The 14,956-nt window shown below is 57.7% G+C and carries 21 protein-coding genes; 12 read left to right on the top strand and 9 right to left on the bottom strand.

From position 1 onward, the window contains the following. Positions 1-113: 113 nt before the first annotated feature. A complete protein-coding gene (locus tag UTO39_RS03600) occupies positions 114-998 on the top strand; it encodes a LysR family transcriptional regulator (RefSeq protein WP_320726492.1) in 885 nt (294 codons plus the stop codon). Here UTO39_RS03600 and UTO39_RS03595 read toward each other — a convergent pair. The 3 genes from UTO39_RS03595 to UTO39_RS03585 all read right to left on the bottom strand — a co-directional run bounded on the left by UTO39_RS03595 (position 991) and on the right by UTO39_RS03585 (position 2,816). Next, positions 991-1,590, bottom strand: a complete 600-nt coding sequence (locus UTO39_RS03595) for an NAD(P)H-dependent oxidoreductase (protein ID WP_320726491.1) — start codon at positions 1,588-1,590, stop codon at positions 991-993. The two genes, UTO39_RS03600 and UTO39_RS03595, sit on opposite strands and share 8 nt — an antisense overlap. Before the next feature lie 74 nt (positions 1,591-1,664). Next, positions 1,665-2,258 carry a TetR/AcrR family transcriptional regulator gene (locus UTO39_RS03590; RefSeq protein ID WP_061098305.1) on the bottom strand — a complete coding sequence of 198 codons (594 nt, stop codon included), beginning with the start codon at positions 2,256-2,258 and terminating at the stop codon, positions 1,665-1,667. A 90-nt stretch (positions 2,259-2,348) separates the two neighbouring features. Then, positions 2,349-2,816 (bottom strand): nuclear transport factor 2 family protein, encoded by a 468-nt coding sequence (locus UTO39_RS03585; protein ID WP_061098304.1) that lies wholly within the window; start codon positions 2,814-2,816, stop codon positions 2,349-2,351. A gap of 104 nt (positions 2,817-2,920) precedes the next feature. Between UTO39_RS03585 and UTO39_RS03580 the strand changes: the two genes are divergently transcribed. Beyond that, positions 2,921-3,499, top strand: a complete 579-nt coding sequence (locus UTO39_RS03580; protein ID WP_320726490.1) for a TetR/AcrR family transcriptional regulator — start codon at positions 2,921-2,923, stop codon at positions 3,497-3,499. A gap of 51 nt (positions 3,500-3,550) precedes the next feature. Here the strand turns inward: UTO39_RS03580 and UTO39_RS03575 are convergent, their stop codons facing one another. Beyond that, complete coding sequence (locus tag UTO39_RS03575) at positions 3,551-4,330, bottom strand: SDR family oxidoreductase (protein ID WP_320726489.1); 780 nt, start codon at positions 4,328-4,330, stop codon at positions 3,551-3,553. A gap of 90 nt (positions 4,331-4,420) precedes the next feature. On the opposite strand from UTO39_RS03575, the gene UTO39_RS03570 reads away from it, so the two are divergent. Next, entirely contained in the window at positions 4,421-4,798 is a 378-nt protein-coding gene (locus UTO39_RS03570) for a helix-turn-helix domain-containing protein (protein ID WP_061098301.1), read from the top strand. 75 nt (positions 4,799-4,873) lie between these two features. Here the strand turns inward: UTO39_RS03570 and UTO39_RS03565 are convergent, their stop codons facing one another. Both UTO39_RS03565 and UTO39_RS03560 read right to left on the bottom strand, forming a co-directional pair. Continuing rightward, positions 4,874-5,662 carry a hypothetical protein gene (locus tag UTO39_RS03565; RefSeq protein WP_266178095.1) on the bottom strand — a complete coding sequence of 263 codons (789 nt, stop codon included), beginning with the start codon at positions 5,660-5,662 and terminating at the stop codon, positions 4,874-4,876. Between the two features lies 1 nt (position 5,663). Beyond that, positions 5,664-5,861: a hypothetical protein gene (locus UTO39_RS03560; RefSeq protein ID WP_024908361.1), complete on the bottom strand. Its 198-nt coding sequence runs from the start codon at positions 5,859-5,861 to the stop codon at positions 5,664-5,666. A 257-nt stretch (positions 5,862-6,118) separates the two neighbouring features. Here UTO39_RS03560 and UTO39_RS03555 point away from each other — a divergent pair, with 257 nt between their 5' ends. From UTO39_RS03555 to UTO39_RS03520, 8 genes are read left to right on the top strand one after another with little or no spacing between them, the layout of a single operon-like run. After that, complete coding sequence (locus UTO39_RS03555) at positions 6,119-6,553, top strand: nuclear transport factor 2 family protein (protein WP_061098299.1); 435 nt, start codon at positions 6,119-6,121, stop codon at positions 6,551-6,553. After that, positions 6,550-7,269, top strand: a complete 720-nt coding sequence (locus UTO39_RS03550; RefSeq protein ID WP_266178093.1) for an SDR family NAD(P)-dependent oxidoreductase — start codon at positions 6,550-6,552, stop codon at positions 7,267-7,269. Before UTO39_RS03555 ends, UTO39_RS03550 begins: the two co-directional genes overlap by 4 nt. Further along, positions 7,266-8,525 carry an FAD-dependent oxidoreductase gene (locus UTO39_RS03545; protein ID WP_320726488.1) on the top strand — a complete coding sequence of 420 codons (1,260 nt, stop codon included), beginning with the start codon at positions 7,266-7,268 and terminating at the stop codon, positions 8,523-8,525. The genes UTO39_RS03550 and UTO39_RS03545 overlap by 4 nt, the downstream gene beginning before the upstream one ends. A gap of 1 nt (position 8,526) precedes the next feature. After that, positions 8,527-9,249: a DUF1365 domain-containing protein gene (locus UTO39_RS03540; protein WP_320726487.1), complete on the top strand. Its 723-nt coding sequence runs from the start codon at positions 8,527-8,529 to the stop codon at positions 9,247-9,249. Then, entirely contained in the window at positions 9,246-10,466 is a 1,221-nt protein-coding gene (locus UTO39_RS03535; protein ID WP_320726486.1) for a cyclopropane-fatty-acyl-phospholipid synthase family protein, read from the top strand. Before UTO39_RS03540 ends, UTO39_RS03535 begins: the two co-directional genes overlap by 4 nt. Then, positions 10,463-10,948 carry a DUF2878 domain-containing protein gene (locus UTO39_RS03530; protein WP_320726485.1) on the top strand — a complete coding sequence of 162 codons (486 nt, stop codon included), beginning with the start codon at positions 10,463-10,465 and terminating at the stop codon, positions 10,946-10,948. The genes UTO39_RS03535 and UTO39_RS03530 overlap by 4 nt, the downstream gene beginning before the upstream one ends. After that, the gene (locus tag UTO39_RS03525) at positions 10,945-11,469 is read left to right on the top strand and encodes a hypothetical protein (protein ID WP_320726484.1); all 525 of its coding nucleotides are present in this window, start codon (positions 10,945-10,947) and stop codon (positions 11,467-11,469) included. The genes UTO39_RS03530 and UTO39_RS03525 overlap by 4 nt, the downstream gene beginning before the upstream one ends. Then, the gene (locus UTO39_RS03520; protein ID WP_320726483.1) at positions 11,466-11,999 is read left to right on the top strand and encodes a DUF3833 domain-containing protein; all 534 of its coding nucleotides are present in this window, start codon (positions 11,466-11,468) and stop codon (positions 11,997-11,999) included. The genes UTO39_RS03525 and UTO39_RS03520 overlap by 4 nt, the downstream gene beginning before the upstream one ends. Here the strand turns inward: UTO39_RS03520 and UTO39_RS03515 are convergent. Both UTO39_RS03515 and UTO39_RS03510 read right to left on the bottom strand, forming a co-directional pair. After that, on the bottom strand, positions 11,996-12,454 hold the full coding sequence (locus UTO39_RS03515; RefSeq protein ID WP_320726482.1) for a DMT family transporter: 459 nt from the start codon (positions 12,452-12,454) through the stop codon (positions 11,996-11,998). The genes UTO39_RS03520 and UTO39_RS03515 overlap by 4 nt on opposite strands. A gap of 4 nt (positions 12,455-12,458) precedes the next feature. After that, positions 12,459-12,893 carry a DMT family transporter gene (locus UTO39_RS03510; RefSeq protein WP_320726481.1) on the bottom strand — a complete coding sequence of 145 codons (435 nt, stop codon included), beginning with the start codon at positions 12,891-12,893 and terminating at the stop codon, positions 12,459-12,461. A 95-nt stretch (positions 12,894-12,988) separates the two neighbouring features. Between UTO39_RS03510 and UTO39_RS03505 the strand changes: the two genes are divergently transcribed. Beyond that, the gene (locus UTO39_RS03505) at positions 12,989-13,921 is read left to right on the top strand and encodes a LysR family transcriptional regulator (RefSeq protein WP_151413816.1); all 933 of its coding nucleotides are present in this window, start codon (positions 12,989-12,991) and stop codon (positions 13,919-13,921) included. A gap of 5 nt (positions 13,922-13,926) precedes the next feature. Here the strand turns inward: UTO39_RS03505 and UTO39_RS03500 are convergent, their stop codons facing one another. Next, positions 13,927-14,955, bottom strand: a complete 1,029-nt coding sequence (locus UTO39_RS03500; RefSeq protein ID WP_061098288.1) for a methionine synthase — start codon at positions 14,953-14,955, stop codon at positions 13,927-13,929. Position 14,956 lies beyond the last annotated feature (1 nt).

Genomic DNA, 14,956 nt, shown 5'->3' with positions numbered 1-14,956 from the left:
CTTGTTAACTACTGTCCACAAGCTACGTCACTCGATTAGCGTGAAAAAGGCGCGTAATATGTTTTCTTTATTCATAATCAGCGAATAATTGAATCCTACAGGTGGAAGAACGAATGGATCGTATCCAGGCTATGCAGATCTTTATAAGGGTGGCGGAGTCCGGCAGCTTCGTGCGTGCGGCTGAAACCCTCTCCCTGCCTGCCTCAACGGTCACCAGCACCATTAAAAATCTGGAGAAATACCTGCAGGTGCGCCTGCTGAACAGGACGACACGGCGGGTGAGCCTGACGCCCGAAGGCTTGCAGTACCTGACGCAGTGTCGGGTAATTCTTGCATTAATCGACCAGGCGGAGTCCAGCCTGAGCGATTCCGTCAGTAGACCGCAGGGTCGCCTGCGGGTGGATATGCCAGCCGGGATTGCTCATCACATCGTGATGCCCCAGCTGAATGATTTTTACCGTCTTTATCCGGATATCTACCTCATGATCGGCGTCAGCGATCGTCAGGTTGACCTGGTGCAGGAGGGCGTCGACTGTGTCATTCGAACGGGGGAACTGAATAACTCCACGCTGGTAGCGCGTCCGCTGGGCCGCTTTCGCTGGGTCACCTGCGCCTCGCCGGGCTATCTCCGGGAATACGGCATTCCGCCGTCGCCGGATGAACTTAGCGGGCACCGGGCGGTTCACTATTTTTCCGGCCAGACGCGACGCGCGAACGAATTGCGCTTCGCTCAGGGCGCTGAAATGCTGTCTGTTCCGGTGAGCGGTGCCGCCGCCGTCAATGAAACGGGGCTCTATATTCAAATGTGTCTGGAGGGTTTTGGGCTGGTGCAGGTTGCCGAGAATATTGTCGCAGAGCATCTGCACGAGGGAAGGCTGGTGGAGGTGCTGGCGGACTGGCAGCCGCCGTCGGTGCCCGTCACGCTGCTCTATCCCCACCAGCGATATCTTTCTCCAGCCGTGCGCGCCTTTGCTGACTGGATAGCCGGGATTATTTAATGCTGCCGAGGCTTTGCAGAAAATCTTCAACCTGCTCAGGCGTAGCCGTATCTGCCTGGTAAAGAATATCGAGCTTAACGTTTTTCAACCCGCAGAAGCCAAATACCCCTTCGATTATCTGCGTCTGAATTGCCGTCGAATAGCCGTGCTTGTCGAATCCGGCGAGATCGCTGCCGCCGGTGGCAATCAGGCGGACGGGAACGTCCCGTAAGTTGCCCACAACTCGGCCGTCGTCGGCCACCTTATACGCCCAGTTCAGGGTTAAAACGCGATCGAACCAGCCTTTCAACAGCGCGGGGACCGACCACCAGTAAATGGGAAAGACAAACACCAGCATATCCGCTCGCTCGACGCGCTGCTGCTCGCGCAGGATATCGTCGGGAAGCGCGCCCGGATCGCCGTGATATAAATCGAGATCGGGGCGAGAAAACGCCGGATTAAACCCTTCCGCATGAAGGTCGGCGATCTCAACCTGCATGCCTTGCTCGCGTAATTTACCGGCAATGCGGGCGGCCAGCGTATGGGATAACGACGTGTCGACAGGATGAGCCGTCACGATCAGCGCGTTATTAACAGCGTGTGTTGCAGACATAGCGACCTCGAAGTGGGTGAGAACTGTCAGCTATATTACTATTGGTAACTTAGCTGTCAATCCGCACCCAACGATCATTTTGTGCTATTCGCGTAGGTCTCCAGCACGCCGGACATCGCGCCGCTGAGCGTATCTTCTGCAACATTGCGGGCCAGCACGCCGTTACCCGCGGCGGTACTGAGCGCGTCCGCCGCACCGATGATGGCCGTCAGCGCCGCTTCTCCCTGAACGCCTTTCAGCACGACGAACGGGGACAGCGCGGTACGCAGGCAGTCGGCACATTCAGCCACGCACGCCTCGCGGAACGTCTGCAACGCGCGGGAGCCGGACAGCGCCGCCGCAATCGGACCGGTTTCCGGTCCGGCGGTAATGGCGCAGTCGATATAGGCGGCGCTGAAAAAGCGGATCGTCTTGTCCAGGGTTTTGCTGTCTACCGCCAGCGTCTCCCTGAACTTCGCCAGCTGCCGGTCGCTATAGTCCTGGTAGAGCGCCATCAGCAGCCCTTCGCGATCGCCAAAGTGATCGTAGGGAATAGGCTTCGTCACGTTGGCCCGCTCCGCCAGGTAGCCCAGCGTCAGCGCCTCCGTGCCTTGCTGACGAACGATTCCGCGCGCCACTTCCAGCAGCTGCACGCGGCGATCCTCTTTTCTTAAGCGCTTAACAACCATGCTTTCCTCGGTTCTGTTATCTACTCATGGTAGTTTACACGTTTTAGGCAGGCTGCTGCACCCGTTGTTTCCCAGAGCGAAACCGGAACGTCATAGCCCCAGTTCGCTCAGAGAAGGATGATCGTCCGGGCGTCTGCCCAGCGGCCAGTGGAACAGACGTTCAGATTCTTTTATCGGCATATCGTTTACGCAGGCAAAGCGGCGCTTCATCAGCCCGTCCGGCTCAAACTCCCAGTTTTCATTGCCGTAAGAGCGGAACCAGTTGCCGGAATCATCATGCCATTCATAGGCATAGCGTACCGCGATCCGGTTATCCGTAAACGCCCAGAGCTCTTTAATCAGGCGGTAATCCAGCTCTTTTTTCCATTTCCGCGCCAGAAACGCCTGGGCTTCCTCGCGGTTGGTGGCGAACTCCGCGCGGTTGCGCCACTGGGTATCCAGCGTATAGGCCAGCGCGACTTTTGCCGGGTCGCGGCTGTTCCAGCCGTCTTCGGCCAGCCTGACTTTTTCGATGGCGCTTTCGCGAGTGAAGGGCGGTAATGGAGGACGTGTGTTCATAGCGATAACCTCAGCGTTATATGAAGTAGACAGATCTGTCTACCTGATGTAATCTATGCCTGAAAAATAACGCTGTCAATATCCGTTTTGAGGCCGTCGAAAAAATGAAAACACAATCCGCAAGTAACGAACCGAAAGTCAGCGTCAGGGATAAAATATTACTTACGGCGCACGATCTGTTTTATTCCACAGGCTTCAGGGCGACGGGGGTGGATACGCTGATTAAGGCGTCAAAAGTCACCAAGGTGACTTTTTATCGTCACTTTCCGAGTAAAAGTTTGCTTATTCTCGCCTATTTGCACTATCGGCATGAAATATGGATTAGCTGGTTTGAAGCTACGTTACGTCGACATCTGGACGAAGGCGAATCACCTTCTGATGCGATATCTGCAACGCTTCACGAATGGTTTATTTCACCCGATTTTCACGGCTGCGCGTTTATTAACGCCAGCGCAGAGGCAAAATCCGAAGAAATTGAAAATGAAATAAAAGCGATATGCCGGGACCATAAGGCAGAAACAAAGAAAAAAATCGCAATGCTCGCCGATATAGCGGATGAAAAGACCTGTAACGACATTATGATGCTTATCGACGGGGCTATTATTCATGCTCAAATGGGAATGGATACAGACGCAGTAATAAACGCGTTGAAAACGGGCTTAGAAAAGCTGACGGGCCAATGACATGACTCTGTGCTTAATCAGCCCTCATCCGGGGCCGATTAAGCACCCGCGTTACACCGTCGGGATGGTGCCGCCATCAATGACAAATTCAGTACCGGTAATACTCGCAGCATGCGATGACGCGAGGAAGACGATGAGGTTAGCCACTTCAATCGGCCTGGCAGGGCGTCCCAGCGGTATTCCACCCAGCGACTTCATAATAATTTGCTTGCCGCCTTCGTAGTCTGTGCCTGCCTGCGTAGCCAGCCTCTCCGCCAGCGCCACCGCGGCTTCGGTTTCGATCCAGCCGGGCGCGACGCGCACAACCCGAACCCCCTTCGGCGACACTTCTTTTGAAAGGCTTTTACTGTAGGTCGAAAGTGCCGCTTTAGCCGCTGCATACGCGGTGGTTGATTCCGGTAACGGCAGTTCGCGCTGAATAGAGGTCACGTGAATAATTACCCCGTTTCCCTGAGCAAGCATTCCGGGAAGCAGGGCGCGATCCAGGCGAACGGCGGGCAGTAAATTAAGATTGAGCTCCTGCTGCCACGCTTCTTCTCCCAGCGCAGCAAAACCGCCGCCGGGTGAGGTGGAACCGCCTGCCACATGAATAATCACGTCGACTCCTCCCATCTGTTCCTGAACGGCTGATGCGACCAGGTCACATCCTGCAATTGTCGTAAGGTCAGCGGCTAAGAATGTATCTGCGATATTGACCTCCGGCTCATGGCGCGCCGTGGTAAATACCGTTGCACCAAGTTGTTTTAAAAGCCCGACGACTGCTTTTCCCAGTCCTTTTGTGCCAGCGGTAACAAGCACGCGCTTGCCTGTGAAATTAATATCTAATGACATGACCAATAACTCCCGTTATTTACAGTACGGGTATATTCAACATAGACTGAGAAATTGACAAGTACGCACGAAAAAGTGAGTTACTAAATTATGAGTAAGTTATATAGTCCGGAATCTGCCGCAAGCGGCGTGGAGCAAGTATTACGGCTGCTCGAAGGCCGCTGGAAATTAATTATTCTTTTTCATCTTTTCGACGGAAAAGTGCAGCGCTACTCTGATTTTGAAAAACTGATCCCCGGTATTTCCCAGAAGATGCTGGCGCAGCAGCTTCGACAGCTTGAGTCCGACGGTATTGTTTCGCGGATGGTCTATCCTCAGGTACCACCAAAAGTGGAATATCGACTCACCGAATGGGGGCAGGCATTATGCCCGGCACTCGATGCCATGCTGAAATGGGCAGAAAAACGCGAGAATTATGCGAGCCTGGCTACCGACGGAACCTCTTTCAAAAACCCAAACGGTGAATGACGCCATAAACTGTTGTCATTCGCCGTTCGTTAACGCGGGTTATTAGCATTCCCTCACAGCAGAGCATACTCAGGATTATGGGGATGTCTCTTTAGAAAGAGGGGGGTCGTCCCGCTGCGCCAGGGACAGCGCGCTGGCGCTGGCGGGGTCGAACAACGAGATGCTCTCAATCTGATTGAGCAAAATCACCTTTCGGAAAGACATGGCGCTGCGGGGTTCTGAATCGAGCGTGATGTCATGCTCCGCATACCACTTGCTGTAATTATTCTCAATGCGCAGATTCATCGTTTTCTCGTCCCTGTAGCCGCTTAACATCGGGATCAGCACAATATTGGCCGTTTTTTCATATTCCAGCGTCGCGGTGTGGATCATGCCGATGTAAATCCGCCGCGACCGAAGCGTCACCTGCGCCAGCTCGCCTTGCTCCATACACTGGTACAGCAGCTGTTCAATACCGCTCGACTGGGCAAGACGCTTGTAGAGCTTTTTCCGGCTTTCACCGTCCAGCCTGGCGCTGCCTGCCCAGTTAGAGCGGTAGAGGCAAAACAGGATAGCAAACGCCAGCATCACCACCACCGGCGCCTGAATGCCTAAAAAACTCCAGTTCATAAAGTCGATTTGCCAGTCGGTATATTTCAGCGAGGCAAAATGGAAAGCGTTGTTGGCGGCGGAAAGGGTGAACAGCAGCAGCCAGAGTAATCCCGTGGCGATTACGCCCTGCAGAACGAAAATACAGCCATAAAGCGCAACGAGAAAATAGACGTCCCAGCCGAAGGAACGCTTGATTTTAAAGCGCGTCGACAGGTCCCGGCTGGTGTACCAGTACCCGCAAACCATCAGCACCATAAATATCGCCGTTCCCATATCAAGCCCTCTTCAGCGTGTTGACGTGACGCAGAAAATCCTGCCGCACCTCGTTGCTTTTGTAGTTCACCGAAGCGTTCCCGTCCTGGTCGATAATGATGCGATCGCCATCTTCCACGGCTTCAATAATTTCCTGCTGGCTCATTACCTGGAGCAAGGATTCGGGGCTGGAGAAAAGCGAGAGAAAGAAGCGTTTCATGTCAGGCATCCTTATGAATAAAAAGAATAAGCCTGGAAGAGAACCGGTATGTTTGCCTTAAGGATAACCTGAAAGTGAAAGCCGGGTGGCGGCTACGCCTTAACTGGCCTACAAAACCGTCAAAGGATTGAGTCATCAACATATTGATATTTATAGGGATTAAAAAATAAATTTGCACAAACTTGGACAAATAACGTTAATTGTGTAAGTTTTAATTATGCGATTACGCCACGTTGTTTACAGCCAGGATGTGACCCATGAGCACTTTGCCCTCTGTCGTGAGTCGGTTTATTGAGTACTACGCCGCACTGGATAGCCAGCCGCCGTCCGCGCTGGTCGGGCTTTACCATTCGAATGCCACCCTTATCGATCCGTTCGGCGAGCACGACGGTATCTTCGCGCTTCAGCGCTATTTCACCCATCTGCTGGCCAATGTCGAGAAGTGCCGTTTTACCATCGATCCGCCGCTGTGCAGCGGGAACCGGTTCGTTGTCACGTGGGTAATGCACTGGTCGCATCCTCGCATTGCCGGAGGGGAGCCGCTTGAACTGCCTGGATGTTCGGTGGTGGACACCGAAAACGATCTCATCACGCGCCAGCGGGACTTCTACGATGCGGGAGAGATGATCTACGAACACCTCCCTCTGCTGGGCTGGGCGGTACGCGGCGTGAAGCGGAGGGTCAAATCATGAAGACGGTGCTGATTACCGGCGCAAGCTCGGGCATTGGCGCGGGGCTGGCGAAGTCCTTTGCCGCTGACGGTTACCACGTGATTGCCTGCGGGCGCGATCCGGCGCGGCTTGAAGCGCTGCATCAGACCTGCCCCAATCTCTCCGTTCGCCTGTTCGATATGACAGACAGGGACGCCTGTCGCCAGGCGCTGAGCGGCGTTTACGCCGATCTGGTTATTCTCTGCGCCGGTACCTGCGAATATCTCGACGGCGGCGTGGTGGATGCGGCGCTGGTGGAGCGGGTCATGAACACCAATTTTCTCGGGCCGGTGAACTGTCTGGCCGCGCTGCAGCCGCAGCTGGCTGCCGGCAACCGCGTGGTGCTGGTGAGCTCGATGGCCCACTGGCTTCCTTTTCCGCGGGCAGAGGCCTACGGCGCGTCCAAAGCGGCGCTGAGCTGGTTTGCCGACAGTCTGCGCCTGGACTGGGAGCCAAAGGGGATTGCCGTGACGGTCGTTTCTCCGGGCTTTGTCGACACGCCGCTGACGCGCAAAAACGATTTCGCCATGCCGGGCAGGGTGAGCGTCGACGAGGCGGTCAAGGCGATCCGTACCGGGCTGGCGAAAGGCAAAATGCATATCGCGTTTCCGGCCGGGTTTGGCCTTATTTTGCGGCTGCTCTCCGGGCTGCCCGCGTTTCTGCAGCGCGCGCTGCTGCGCAGGATGGTGCGCTCATGAACATTGCAATTATCGGCAGCGGCATCGCCGGGCTGACCTGCGCCTGGCGCCTGGCCGGGCACCATCAGGTAACCCTGTTTGAAGCGGGCGCCACCCCCGGCGGCCATACCGCGACGGTTGACGTCTCAACGCCACAGGGCACATACGCGATCGATACCGGGTTTATCGTCTACAACGACCGCACCTACCCGCGCTTTATGGGCCTGCTCAGCGAGCTTGGCATCAGCGGGCAAAAAACGCAGATGAGCTTTTCGGTGCACAACCCCGAGACAGGGCTTGAGTACAACGGCCACACCCTGACGTCGCTGTTTGCCCAGCGCAGAAACCTGGTGAATCCGGCGTTCTGGCGGCTGCTCGGTGACATCGTCCGCTTTAACCGCCTGGCGAAGCAGGCGCTTGAAGAGGAGGTCAACCCGAACGCCACGCTGCAGACGTTTCTGGACCAGCACGGCTTCACGCCGTTTTTTGCGCGCCACTACATTCTGCCGATGGGGGCCGCCATCTGGTCGTCGTCGCTGCAGGAGATGAAGCGCTTCCCGCTGCCGCTCTTCCTGCGCTTCTTTCATCACCACGGCCTGCTGGATATCACCCATCGCCCGCAGTGGTACGTAGTGCCGGGCGGCTCGCGGGAGTATATCCGCGCCATGCTCGACAAGCTGGGCGACCGTCTGAAACTGCATCTTAATTCACCGGTGCAGCGCGTGAGCCGCCACGAGCGCGGCGTTACGCTACAGCTCGAAAACGGCAGCCAGCGTTTCGACCAGGTGATTTTTGCCTGCCACTCCGCCACTGCCCTGGCGATGCTTGAGGATCCTACGCCCGCGGAGCGCGAAGTGCTGGGCGATATCGGCTGGCAGCGCAACGAGGTTGTTTTGCACAGCGATCCGCGCTGGCTGCCGGTGCGGCAGCGCGCGTGGGCGAGCTGGAACTACCGCCTGAGCGCCCAGGAGCAGGCCAGCGCCTGCGTCACCTACAACATGAACATTCTTCAGGGTCTGCCTGCGGGCAGCCCGCTGTTCTGCGTCACCCTGAACCCGGACGCGCCGGTGGATGAACGCTTCGTCCTGCAACGCTTTGTCTATGAGCATCCGCTGTTTAACCCGCAAAGCTGGCGGGCGCAGGCGCGCCGCGGCGAGATCAACGGTCATCACCGGAGCTGGTACTGCGGCGCTTACTGGTACAACGGTTTTCATGAAGACGGCGTGCGCAGCGCGCTGGACGTGGTCAATGAAATCGCCGCCGGGGAGGGGAACTGAGATGAACAGCTGCCTCTATCACGGCGTATTGCGCCACCGCCGCCTTCAGCCGAAAAACCACGAATTCAGCTACGGCGTTTTTATGGCCTGGCTGGATCTGGATGAGCTGCCGCTGCTGGCCTCCGTCGGCGTGCGGCGCAACCGCTTTGCCGCCGCCTCGTTCCATGACGCGGACTACGCGCTCGGCACGCCGCTTAAAGAGAACGTGCTGAGCAGGCTGGAGAGCCTGACCGGGGAACGTCCCGCAGGGCGGGTCATGCTTCTGACGCAGCTGCGCTATTTCGGGTTCCATTTCAATCCGGTCAACTTTTACTACTGCTATGACCAGGAAAACACGCTTCGCTGGGTGCTGGCGGAGGTGCGCAACACGCCGTGGAACGAGCGCCACTATTACGCGGTCGACGGGCAAAATGCCCAGCCTACGGAGAAAGCGTTTCACGTTTCCCCCTTCAACCCGATGGACATGATCTACCACTGGCGCTTCAACACCCCGGACAACACGCTGCATATGCACATTGAAATTCATCAGGAGGCGAAGGTCTTTGACGCCACGCTGGCGCTGCGTCGGGAGCCTCTGACCCGCCCGGCGCTGCGCTCGCTGCTGCTGCGCATCCCGCTGATGACTCTGAAAACCGTTTTCGCCATTTACTGGCAGGCGCTGAGGCTATGGCTCAAGCGCGTGCCGCTGTATAACCATCCCGTCAGCAGGAGTGAACGCTCATGACCGATCCCGTCTTTGCGCTAGAACCCGATATCCCGCGCAACGTCCGCATTGCGCGTTGGCTGCTGTTTCGTCTGTTAAGCGGCATTCGCGGCGGCTCGCTCACCCTGCGTGAAGGGGCGCAGACCTTCCATTTTGGCGAGACATCCTCCGCGCTGCACGCCGACGTGCAGATCCTCACCCCCGGCGTCTACTGGCGCGTCTTAACGGGCGGTAGCCTGGCCGCCGCAGAAGCCTGGATGGACGGCGAATGGGAGACCGCGCAGCTTACGCCGCTTCTGCAAATCCTGGCCCTCAACGGTGAGGTGCTTGGTCGTCTGGAGAACGGGTTCCGGCTGTTCGGCCGCCCGCTGGAGCGGCTGCGCCACTGGACGCGGCGTAACTCTCGCGCCCAGGCCCGGGAAAATATTGCCGCCCATTACGATCTGGGCAACGCGTTCTATGCCCATTTTTTGGATAAGGAGCTGCTTTACTCCAGCGCGCTGTTTACCGCTGACGAGCAGGATCTTACCGTGGCGCAGCAGGCCAAAATGGCGCGCCTGTGCGACCAGCTGGCGCTAAACGCGGGTGACCATCTGCTGGAAATTGGCACCGGCTGGGGCGCGATGGCGGAATACGCCGCCCGTCACTACGGCTGTCGGGTGACCACCACCACGCTGTCGCAGGAGCAATATATCTGGGCAACCGAGCGCATCGCCCGCGCCGGGCTGCAGGATCGGGTTGAGGTACTGCTCTGCGACTATCGCGACCTCACCGGACAGTACGACAAGCTGGTCTCGATAGAGATGATTGAAGCCGTCGGGCAACGCTATCTGCCCACGTTCTTCCGTACCTGCCAGGCGCGGCTGCGCCCCGGTGGACGGATGGCGATTCAGGCCATCACCATTCAGGACCAGCGCTATCGCGACTACAGCAAAAGCGTCGATTTTATCCAGCGCTACATTTTCCCCGGCGGCTTCCTGCCGAGCATTACGGCGATGAACGAGCTGATGACGCGCCACACCGATTTCGTGGTGCGCAATCTCTTCGATATGGGGCCGGACTACGCCCGGACGCTGGCCCACTGGCGGCAGCGTTTTGTCCACGCCTGGCAGGAGATTGAAAAGCTCGGCTTTGATGAACGGTTCCGCCGCATGTGGCTGTACTACTTCGGCTACTGCGAAGCCGGGTTTAACGCCCGCACCATCAGCGTGGTGCAGCTGACCGCCGAGCGCGTATGAGACGCTACCTTCAGGTCTTTCTGCTGGCCGTCGGGTTCGATCTCTACTGGGCGCTGGTGGTGCTGTTTCGCGAACAGGGCCTGATTATCTGGCTCGGGCTGGCGATCCTGGCGTGCCTGTTATTGCCGTCAGCATACCGTCTGTACGCCATTGGGCTGGCCGCGGCGGGCAGCCTGCTGGATGCGCTCTGGGCGTTAACGGGGCTGATTGCCTTCACGGGCGACGCCCTGATGCCGCTATGGATGGTGGCATTGTGGCTGATGTTCGCCGTGGTCTGGACGCAGCTTGCGCGTACCACCACGTTACCCGGCTGGCTTCTGACCCTGCTGGCGGCCGTGGGAGGCCCGGTGGCCTACCTGATTGGCGAGCGGCTGGGCGCCATCACGTTTCTGGAGCCGACCTTTATCGTCGTCAGCTGGATGGCGCCGGGCTGGCTGGTGTTGATGCTGTTTTTCCACCTGCTGATGGGGAGACAAAAATGAGAGCTGAGGTTCTGCTGCTTTGGCTGATGCTGGCTGTTCCCGGCGCCCAGGCCGCCGACTGGCTGGCCTGGCGTAAGGTGGGCGACGCCACGCTGACCTGGGGGCCGTTCACGGTCTATACCTCCCAGCTCCGCACGCCGGATGGCCGTTACGGCCGGGACGATCGGGATCAGGCGCTGATTATTACCTACGCGCGCGACGTAGATCGCGATGAACTGGTTGAGGCGACCCGCGACCAGTGGCAGGCGCTGGGGATCCTGGCACAGGAACCGGAAAGTGAAGCCTGGCTAAGGATGCTCCAGTCCCTGTGGCCGGATGTACGACCGGGCGCGCAGCTGGCGTTTGTTCTCAACGATAAGCAGGGGCAGTTCTGGTACCGCGCATCGGCGGCGCAAACATCCTTTATTCCGCTCGGGCCGCGTCAGTCGGAAGCGTTCAGCACCCGCTTTCTGGCTATCTGGCTCGATCCCCGCACGCAATATCCTGAGCTGCGTCAGCAGCTAATCGGAGGCCAAAAATGAAACGAATCCTGACGCTGGCGCTGGCATTCACGATGCTGCTGGCGGGCTGTAGCACGGAGGTGGCCGAGTATCGCCAGCAGCAGCCGCGGCTTGATATCTTCCACTACTTCCAGGGCAAAACCGAAGCGTGGGGCATGGTGCAGGATCGCAGCGGCAAGCAGATCCGCCGTTTCCACGTTGAAATTGCCGGGGACGTTATCGGCGATACGCTGACGCTGAACGAGCACTTCGTGTACGACGACGGCGAGAAGCAGCAGCGGGTCTGGCACATTCGCCGCGTGGGGAACGACCGCTACGAGGGAACGGCAGGAGATATTGAAGGCGTTGCCACCGGGCAGGCCGCAGGCAACGCCTTTAACTGGCATTACAGCATGAACGTGAAGGCCAACGGCAAAACCTGGCTGCTGAACTTTGACGACTGGATGTACCTGCAGGATGAGACGCATCTGTTCAATAAAACCGAGATGAAGAAATTTGGCGTCACCGTCGCTACGGTGACGCTGTTCTTCACCCGGAACACGGAAGCCTAGTCGCGAACATCGCCGGTTTTGCTGCTGGAGTAAATGAAGTACAGGGCAATCCCCAGGCAAACCACCGCGCCCAGACGGCTCGGTGAAAACGCAATAGCGGGATTGTTCAACCAGCCAAAGTTATCTATCAGCATGCTCATGGCGAGCTGGCCGAATATCACCGCCACCGTGGCGACGGCGGTGCCGATGCGCTGCACGGCGAGCACCATGATCGCAATATAGGGCACGCCAAACATCGCCCCGAGGAGCTGCCATTTCGGCACGTCCAGCAGCGTGACCGTCTGCTTAGGCTCAAAGAAGAAAATGAGCAGGGCGGTCACCAGGGCGCCGACGGAAAACGTCAGAAACGCGCTCTTGAAAACGCCCACGCTGCTGCCGAGCTGTCCGTTAATCGCTGCCTGTACGCTCAGCGTCGCGCCCCCGCAAACGGCCAGAATTATCATCATCAGCGTCATGTGTTTAGCCCTTTGCGACCAGTACCAGTGCGGCAATAATAAAAACCAGCGCCACGATGCGTCTTGCGTTTATCTTCCTGTGCGGCGTACCCAGCAGGCCAAAATGGTCAATGATCAGGCTTTTAAAAACCTGACCTGCCAGAATGCCGATCATCGTCAGAGCGATGCCGATGGCGGGGGTGGCGATAGTCAGAATAACAACATAAACAGGCCCCAGCACGCCGCCGAGCAGCTGCCAGCCGGGCTGTGCGAAAAACGACGGGCTGTTGCGCGGGCTGAAAAACAGCATCAGCAGAAAGGTCAGCGCGGCGCCGACCCCGAAAATGCTGAATGTGGCCCATAAATCGCCCACTTCTCCTCCTAACGGCCCCAGCAAACCCGCCTCGACGGAAAGGCCCATTCCGCCGGCAATCACCAGTAAAATCAATACAAACTGCATCACGCTTCCTCCGTTTTAAGGCGAAGAAGATTACGTCGGTAGACATGTGAGAAAAATGCCATAATGCAGGAAACACCTTTGCAGGAAATGCATTAATGTCAGATGCCGGAAGCATGAACCTTCGATCACTGCTGCTGTTTATTGCCGTCTATGAAACGCAGAACTTTTCCGTCGTTGCGCGACGGGAGGGAATTTCCGCCTCGCAGGTGTCGCGTATTATTCATCAGCTTGAGGACGCGCTCGGCCAGCAGCTGTTCTACCGCAATACCCGGGCGGTGATCCCCACGGAAAACGGGCATCTTTTCATCCGCTATGCCCGGGCGATGGTCGATAGCTTCGAAGAGGCGCGCCGGGAGCTGGATGAACGTTCGACCGAACCCTCCGGCACGGTCCGCATTAACGGGCCGGTATTTTTTGGACAGAGGCACGTTGCGCCTGGCCTGGCAGGCCTGGCCGAGCGTTATCCACGGTTAACCATAGAGCTGACGCTGACCGATGACTTTATCGACCCGCACCGGGATGCCGCCGACCTCATCTTTCGCATCGGCACGCTGACGGACTCGACGTTTCACGCCCGCATCTTCGGGCAGCAGCGCTACCACCTTGCCGCGTCGCCCGCGTATCTGCGTCAACACGGCGTACCGGCCGATCCGGCCGAGCTGAGCCAGCATAAATGCCTTGTGTATCGCGGTTCGTCTGGCCCTAACCGCTGGCTCGTACGGCGCAAGGGGGAGAATTGGGTGCACTATCCCGTCGCGCCGCTGATGACGTCCAATAATGCGGAGTCGCTGCTCATTGCCGCGCTGGGTGGAATGGGGATCGTCCTGTTTCCGGACTGGCTGATTGGCGACAGGCTGCAGCGGGGGGAGCTGGTCGCCCTTATGCCGGAAATGGCGTGTGCTATCAATACGGAGCCGCTCAATATTGCGGCGATCTATCCTCACGCGCGTCATCCGCCCCTGAACGTCAGGGCGGTGATTGATTATTACGTGGCGTTTTTCGGCTCGCCGCCGTACTGGCAAACGTAAGGCAATTACGCGCCGAGTTCTTTACGGATAATTTCTGCGCCGGCGCTGAGCGCTTTCAGCTTGCCGTTAGCCACCTGACGGGAGAGGGGAGCCATGCCGCAGTTGGTTGACGGGTAAAGCTTGTCGGCATCAACGAACTGCAGCGCTTTACGCAGGGTGTCGGCGACCTCTTCTGGCGCTTCGACGGTGTTGGTGGCTACGTCAATCGCCCCAACCATCACCTTTTTACCGCGAATCAGCTCCAGCAGATCCATCGGCACGCGGGAGTTGTGGCACTCCAGAGAGATGATGTCGATATTAGAGGTTTGCAGCTTAGGGAAGGCCTCTTCATACTGGCGCCATTCTGAGCCGAGCGTCTTTTTCCAGTCGGTATTGGCCTTGATGCCGTAGCCGTAGCAGATGTGTACCGCGGTTTCGCATTTCAGACCCTCAATGGCGCGTTCCAGCGCGGCGATGCCCCAGTCGTTGACCTCGTCGAAGAAGACGTTAAACGCTGGCTCATCAAACTGGATAATATCCACGCCCGCGGCCTCTAATTCGCGCGCTTCCTGGTTGAGGATTTTGGCGAATTCCCAGGCCAGCTTTTCGCGGCTTTTATAATGCGCGTCGTAAAGGGTGTCGATCATGGTCATCGGCCCGGGCAGGGCCCATTTGATCGGCTTGTCCGTGAGCTGGCGCAGGTACTTTGCATCGTCCACGAATACCGGCTTCTGACGCGCAACGGCAGAAACCACGGTGGGCACGCTGGCGTCATAGCGGTTACGAATGCGTACGGTCTGGCGGTTCTCAAAATCGACGCCGCTCAGGTGTTCAATAAAGGTGGTGACGAAGTGCTGGCGGGTCTGTTCCCCGTCGCTGACAATATCAATTCCCGCACGGATCTGCTCGTCCAGAGACAGGCGCAGCGCATCCTGTTTACCCGCCAGCAGTTCCTGATCCTGCAATTTCCACGGAGACCAGAGCGTTTCAGGCTGCGCAAGCCAGGTCGGCTTAGGCAGGCTGCCAGCCGTAGACGTCGGGAGCAATGTTTTCATA

The organism is Enterobacter sp. 118C5 (assembly GCF_034107645.1).
Taxonomy (GTDB): Bacteria; Pseudomonadota; Gammaproteobacteria; order Enterobacterales; family Enterobacteriaceae; genus Enterobacter; species Enterobacter nematophilus.
This window is presented reverse-complemented; position numbering and strand designations above follow the sequence as displayed.

Bases quoted from the DNA above. Each gene is read 5' to 3' on its own strand.
- UTO39_RS03600 (WP_320726492.1), top strand. From the start codon at position 114: ATGGATCGTATCCAGGCTATGCAGATCTTTATAAGGGTGGCGGAGTCC.
- UTO39_RS03595 (WP_320726491.1), bottom strand. From the start codon at position 1,590: ATGTCTGCAACACACGCTGTTAATAACGCGCTGATCGTGACGGCTCAT.
- UTO39_RS03590 (WP_061098305.1), bottom strand. From the start codon at position 2,258: ATGGTTGTTAAGCGCTTAAGAAAAGAGGATCGCCGCGTGCAGCTGCTG.
- UTO39_RS03585 (WP_061098304.1), bottom strand. From the start codon at position 2,816: ATGAACACACGTCCTCCATTACCGCCCTTCACTCGCGAAAGCGCCATC.
- UTO39_RS03580 (WP_320726490.1), top strand. From the start codon at position 2,921: ATGAAAACACAATCCGCAAGTAACGAACCGAAAGTCAGCGTCAGGGAT.
- UTO39_RS03575 (WP_320726489.1), bottom strand. From the start codon at position 4,330: ATGTCATTAGATATTAATTTCACAGGCAAGCGCGTGCTTGTTACCGCT.
- UTO39_RS03570 (WP_061098301.1), top strand. From the start codon at position 4,421: ATGAGTAAGTTATATAGTCCGGAATCTGCCGCAAGCGGCGTGGAGCAA.
- UTO39_RS03565 (WP_266178095.1), bottom strand. From the start codon at position 5,662: ATGGGAACGGCGATATTTATGGTGCTGATGGTTTGCGGGTACTGGTAC.
- UTO39_RS03560 (WP_024908361.1), bottom strand. From the start codon at position 5,861: ATGAAACGCTTCTTTCTCTCGCTTTTCTCCAGCCCCGAATCCTTGCTC.
- UTO39_RS03555 (WP_061098299.1), top strand. From the start codon at position 6,119: ATGAGCACTTTGCCCTCTGTCGTGAGTCGGTTTATTGAGTACTACGCC.
- UTO39_RS03550 (WP_266178093.1), top strand. From the start codon at position 6,550: ATGAAGACGGTGCTGATTACCGGCGCAAGCTCGGGCATTGGCGCGGGG.
- UTO39_RS03545 (WP_320726488.1), top strand. From the start codon at position 7,266: ATGAACATTGCAATTATCGGCAGCGGCATCGCCGGGCTGACCTGCGCC.
- UTO39_RS03540 (WP_320726487.1), top strand. From the start codon at position 8,527: ATGAACAGCTGCCTCTATCACGGCGTATTGCGCCACCGCCGCCTTCAG.
- UTO39_RS03535 (WP_320726486.1), top strand. From the start codon at position 9,246: ATGACCGATCCCGTCTTTGCGCTAGAACCCGATATCCCGCGCAACGTC.
- UTO39_RS03530 (WP_320726485.1), top strand. From the start codon at position 10,463: ATGAGACGCTACCTTCAGGTCTTTCTGCTGGCCGTCGGGTTCGATCTC.
- UTO39_RS03525 (WP_320726484.1), top strand. From the start codon at position 10,945: ATGAGAGCTGAGGTTCTGCTGCTTTGGCTGATGCTGGCTGTTCCCGGC.
- UTO39_RS03520 (WP_320726483.1), top strand. From the start codon at position 11,466: ATGAAACGAATCCTGACGCTGGCGCTGGCATTCACGATGCTGCTGGCG.
- UTO39_RS03515 (WP_320726482.1), bottom strand. From the start codon at position 12,454: ATGACGCTGATGATGATAATTCTGGCCGTTTGCGGGGGCGCGACGCTG.
- UTO39_RS03510 (WP_320726481.1), bottom strand. From the start codon at position 12,893: ATGCAGTTTGTATTGATTTTACTGGTGATTGCCGGCGGAATGGGCCTT.
- UTO39_RS03505 (WP_151413816.1), top strand. From the start codon at position 12,989: ATGTCAGATGCCGGAAGCATGAACCTTCGATCACTGCTGCTGTTTATT.
- UTO39_RS03500 (WP_061098288.1), bottom strand. From the start codon at position 14,955: ATGAAAACATTGCTCCCGACGTCTACGGCTGGCAGCCTGCCTAAGCCG.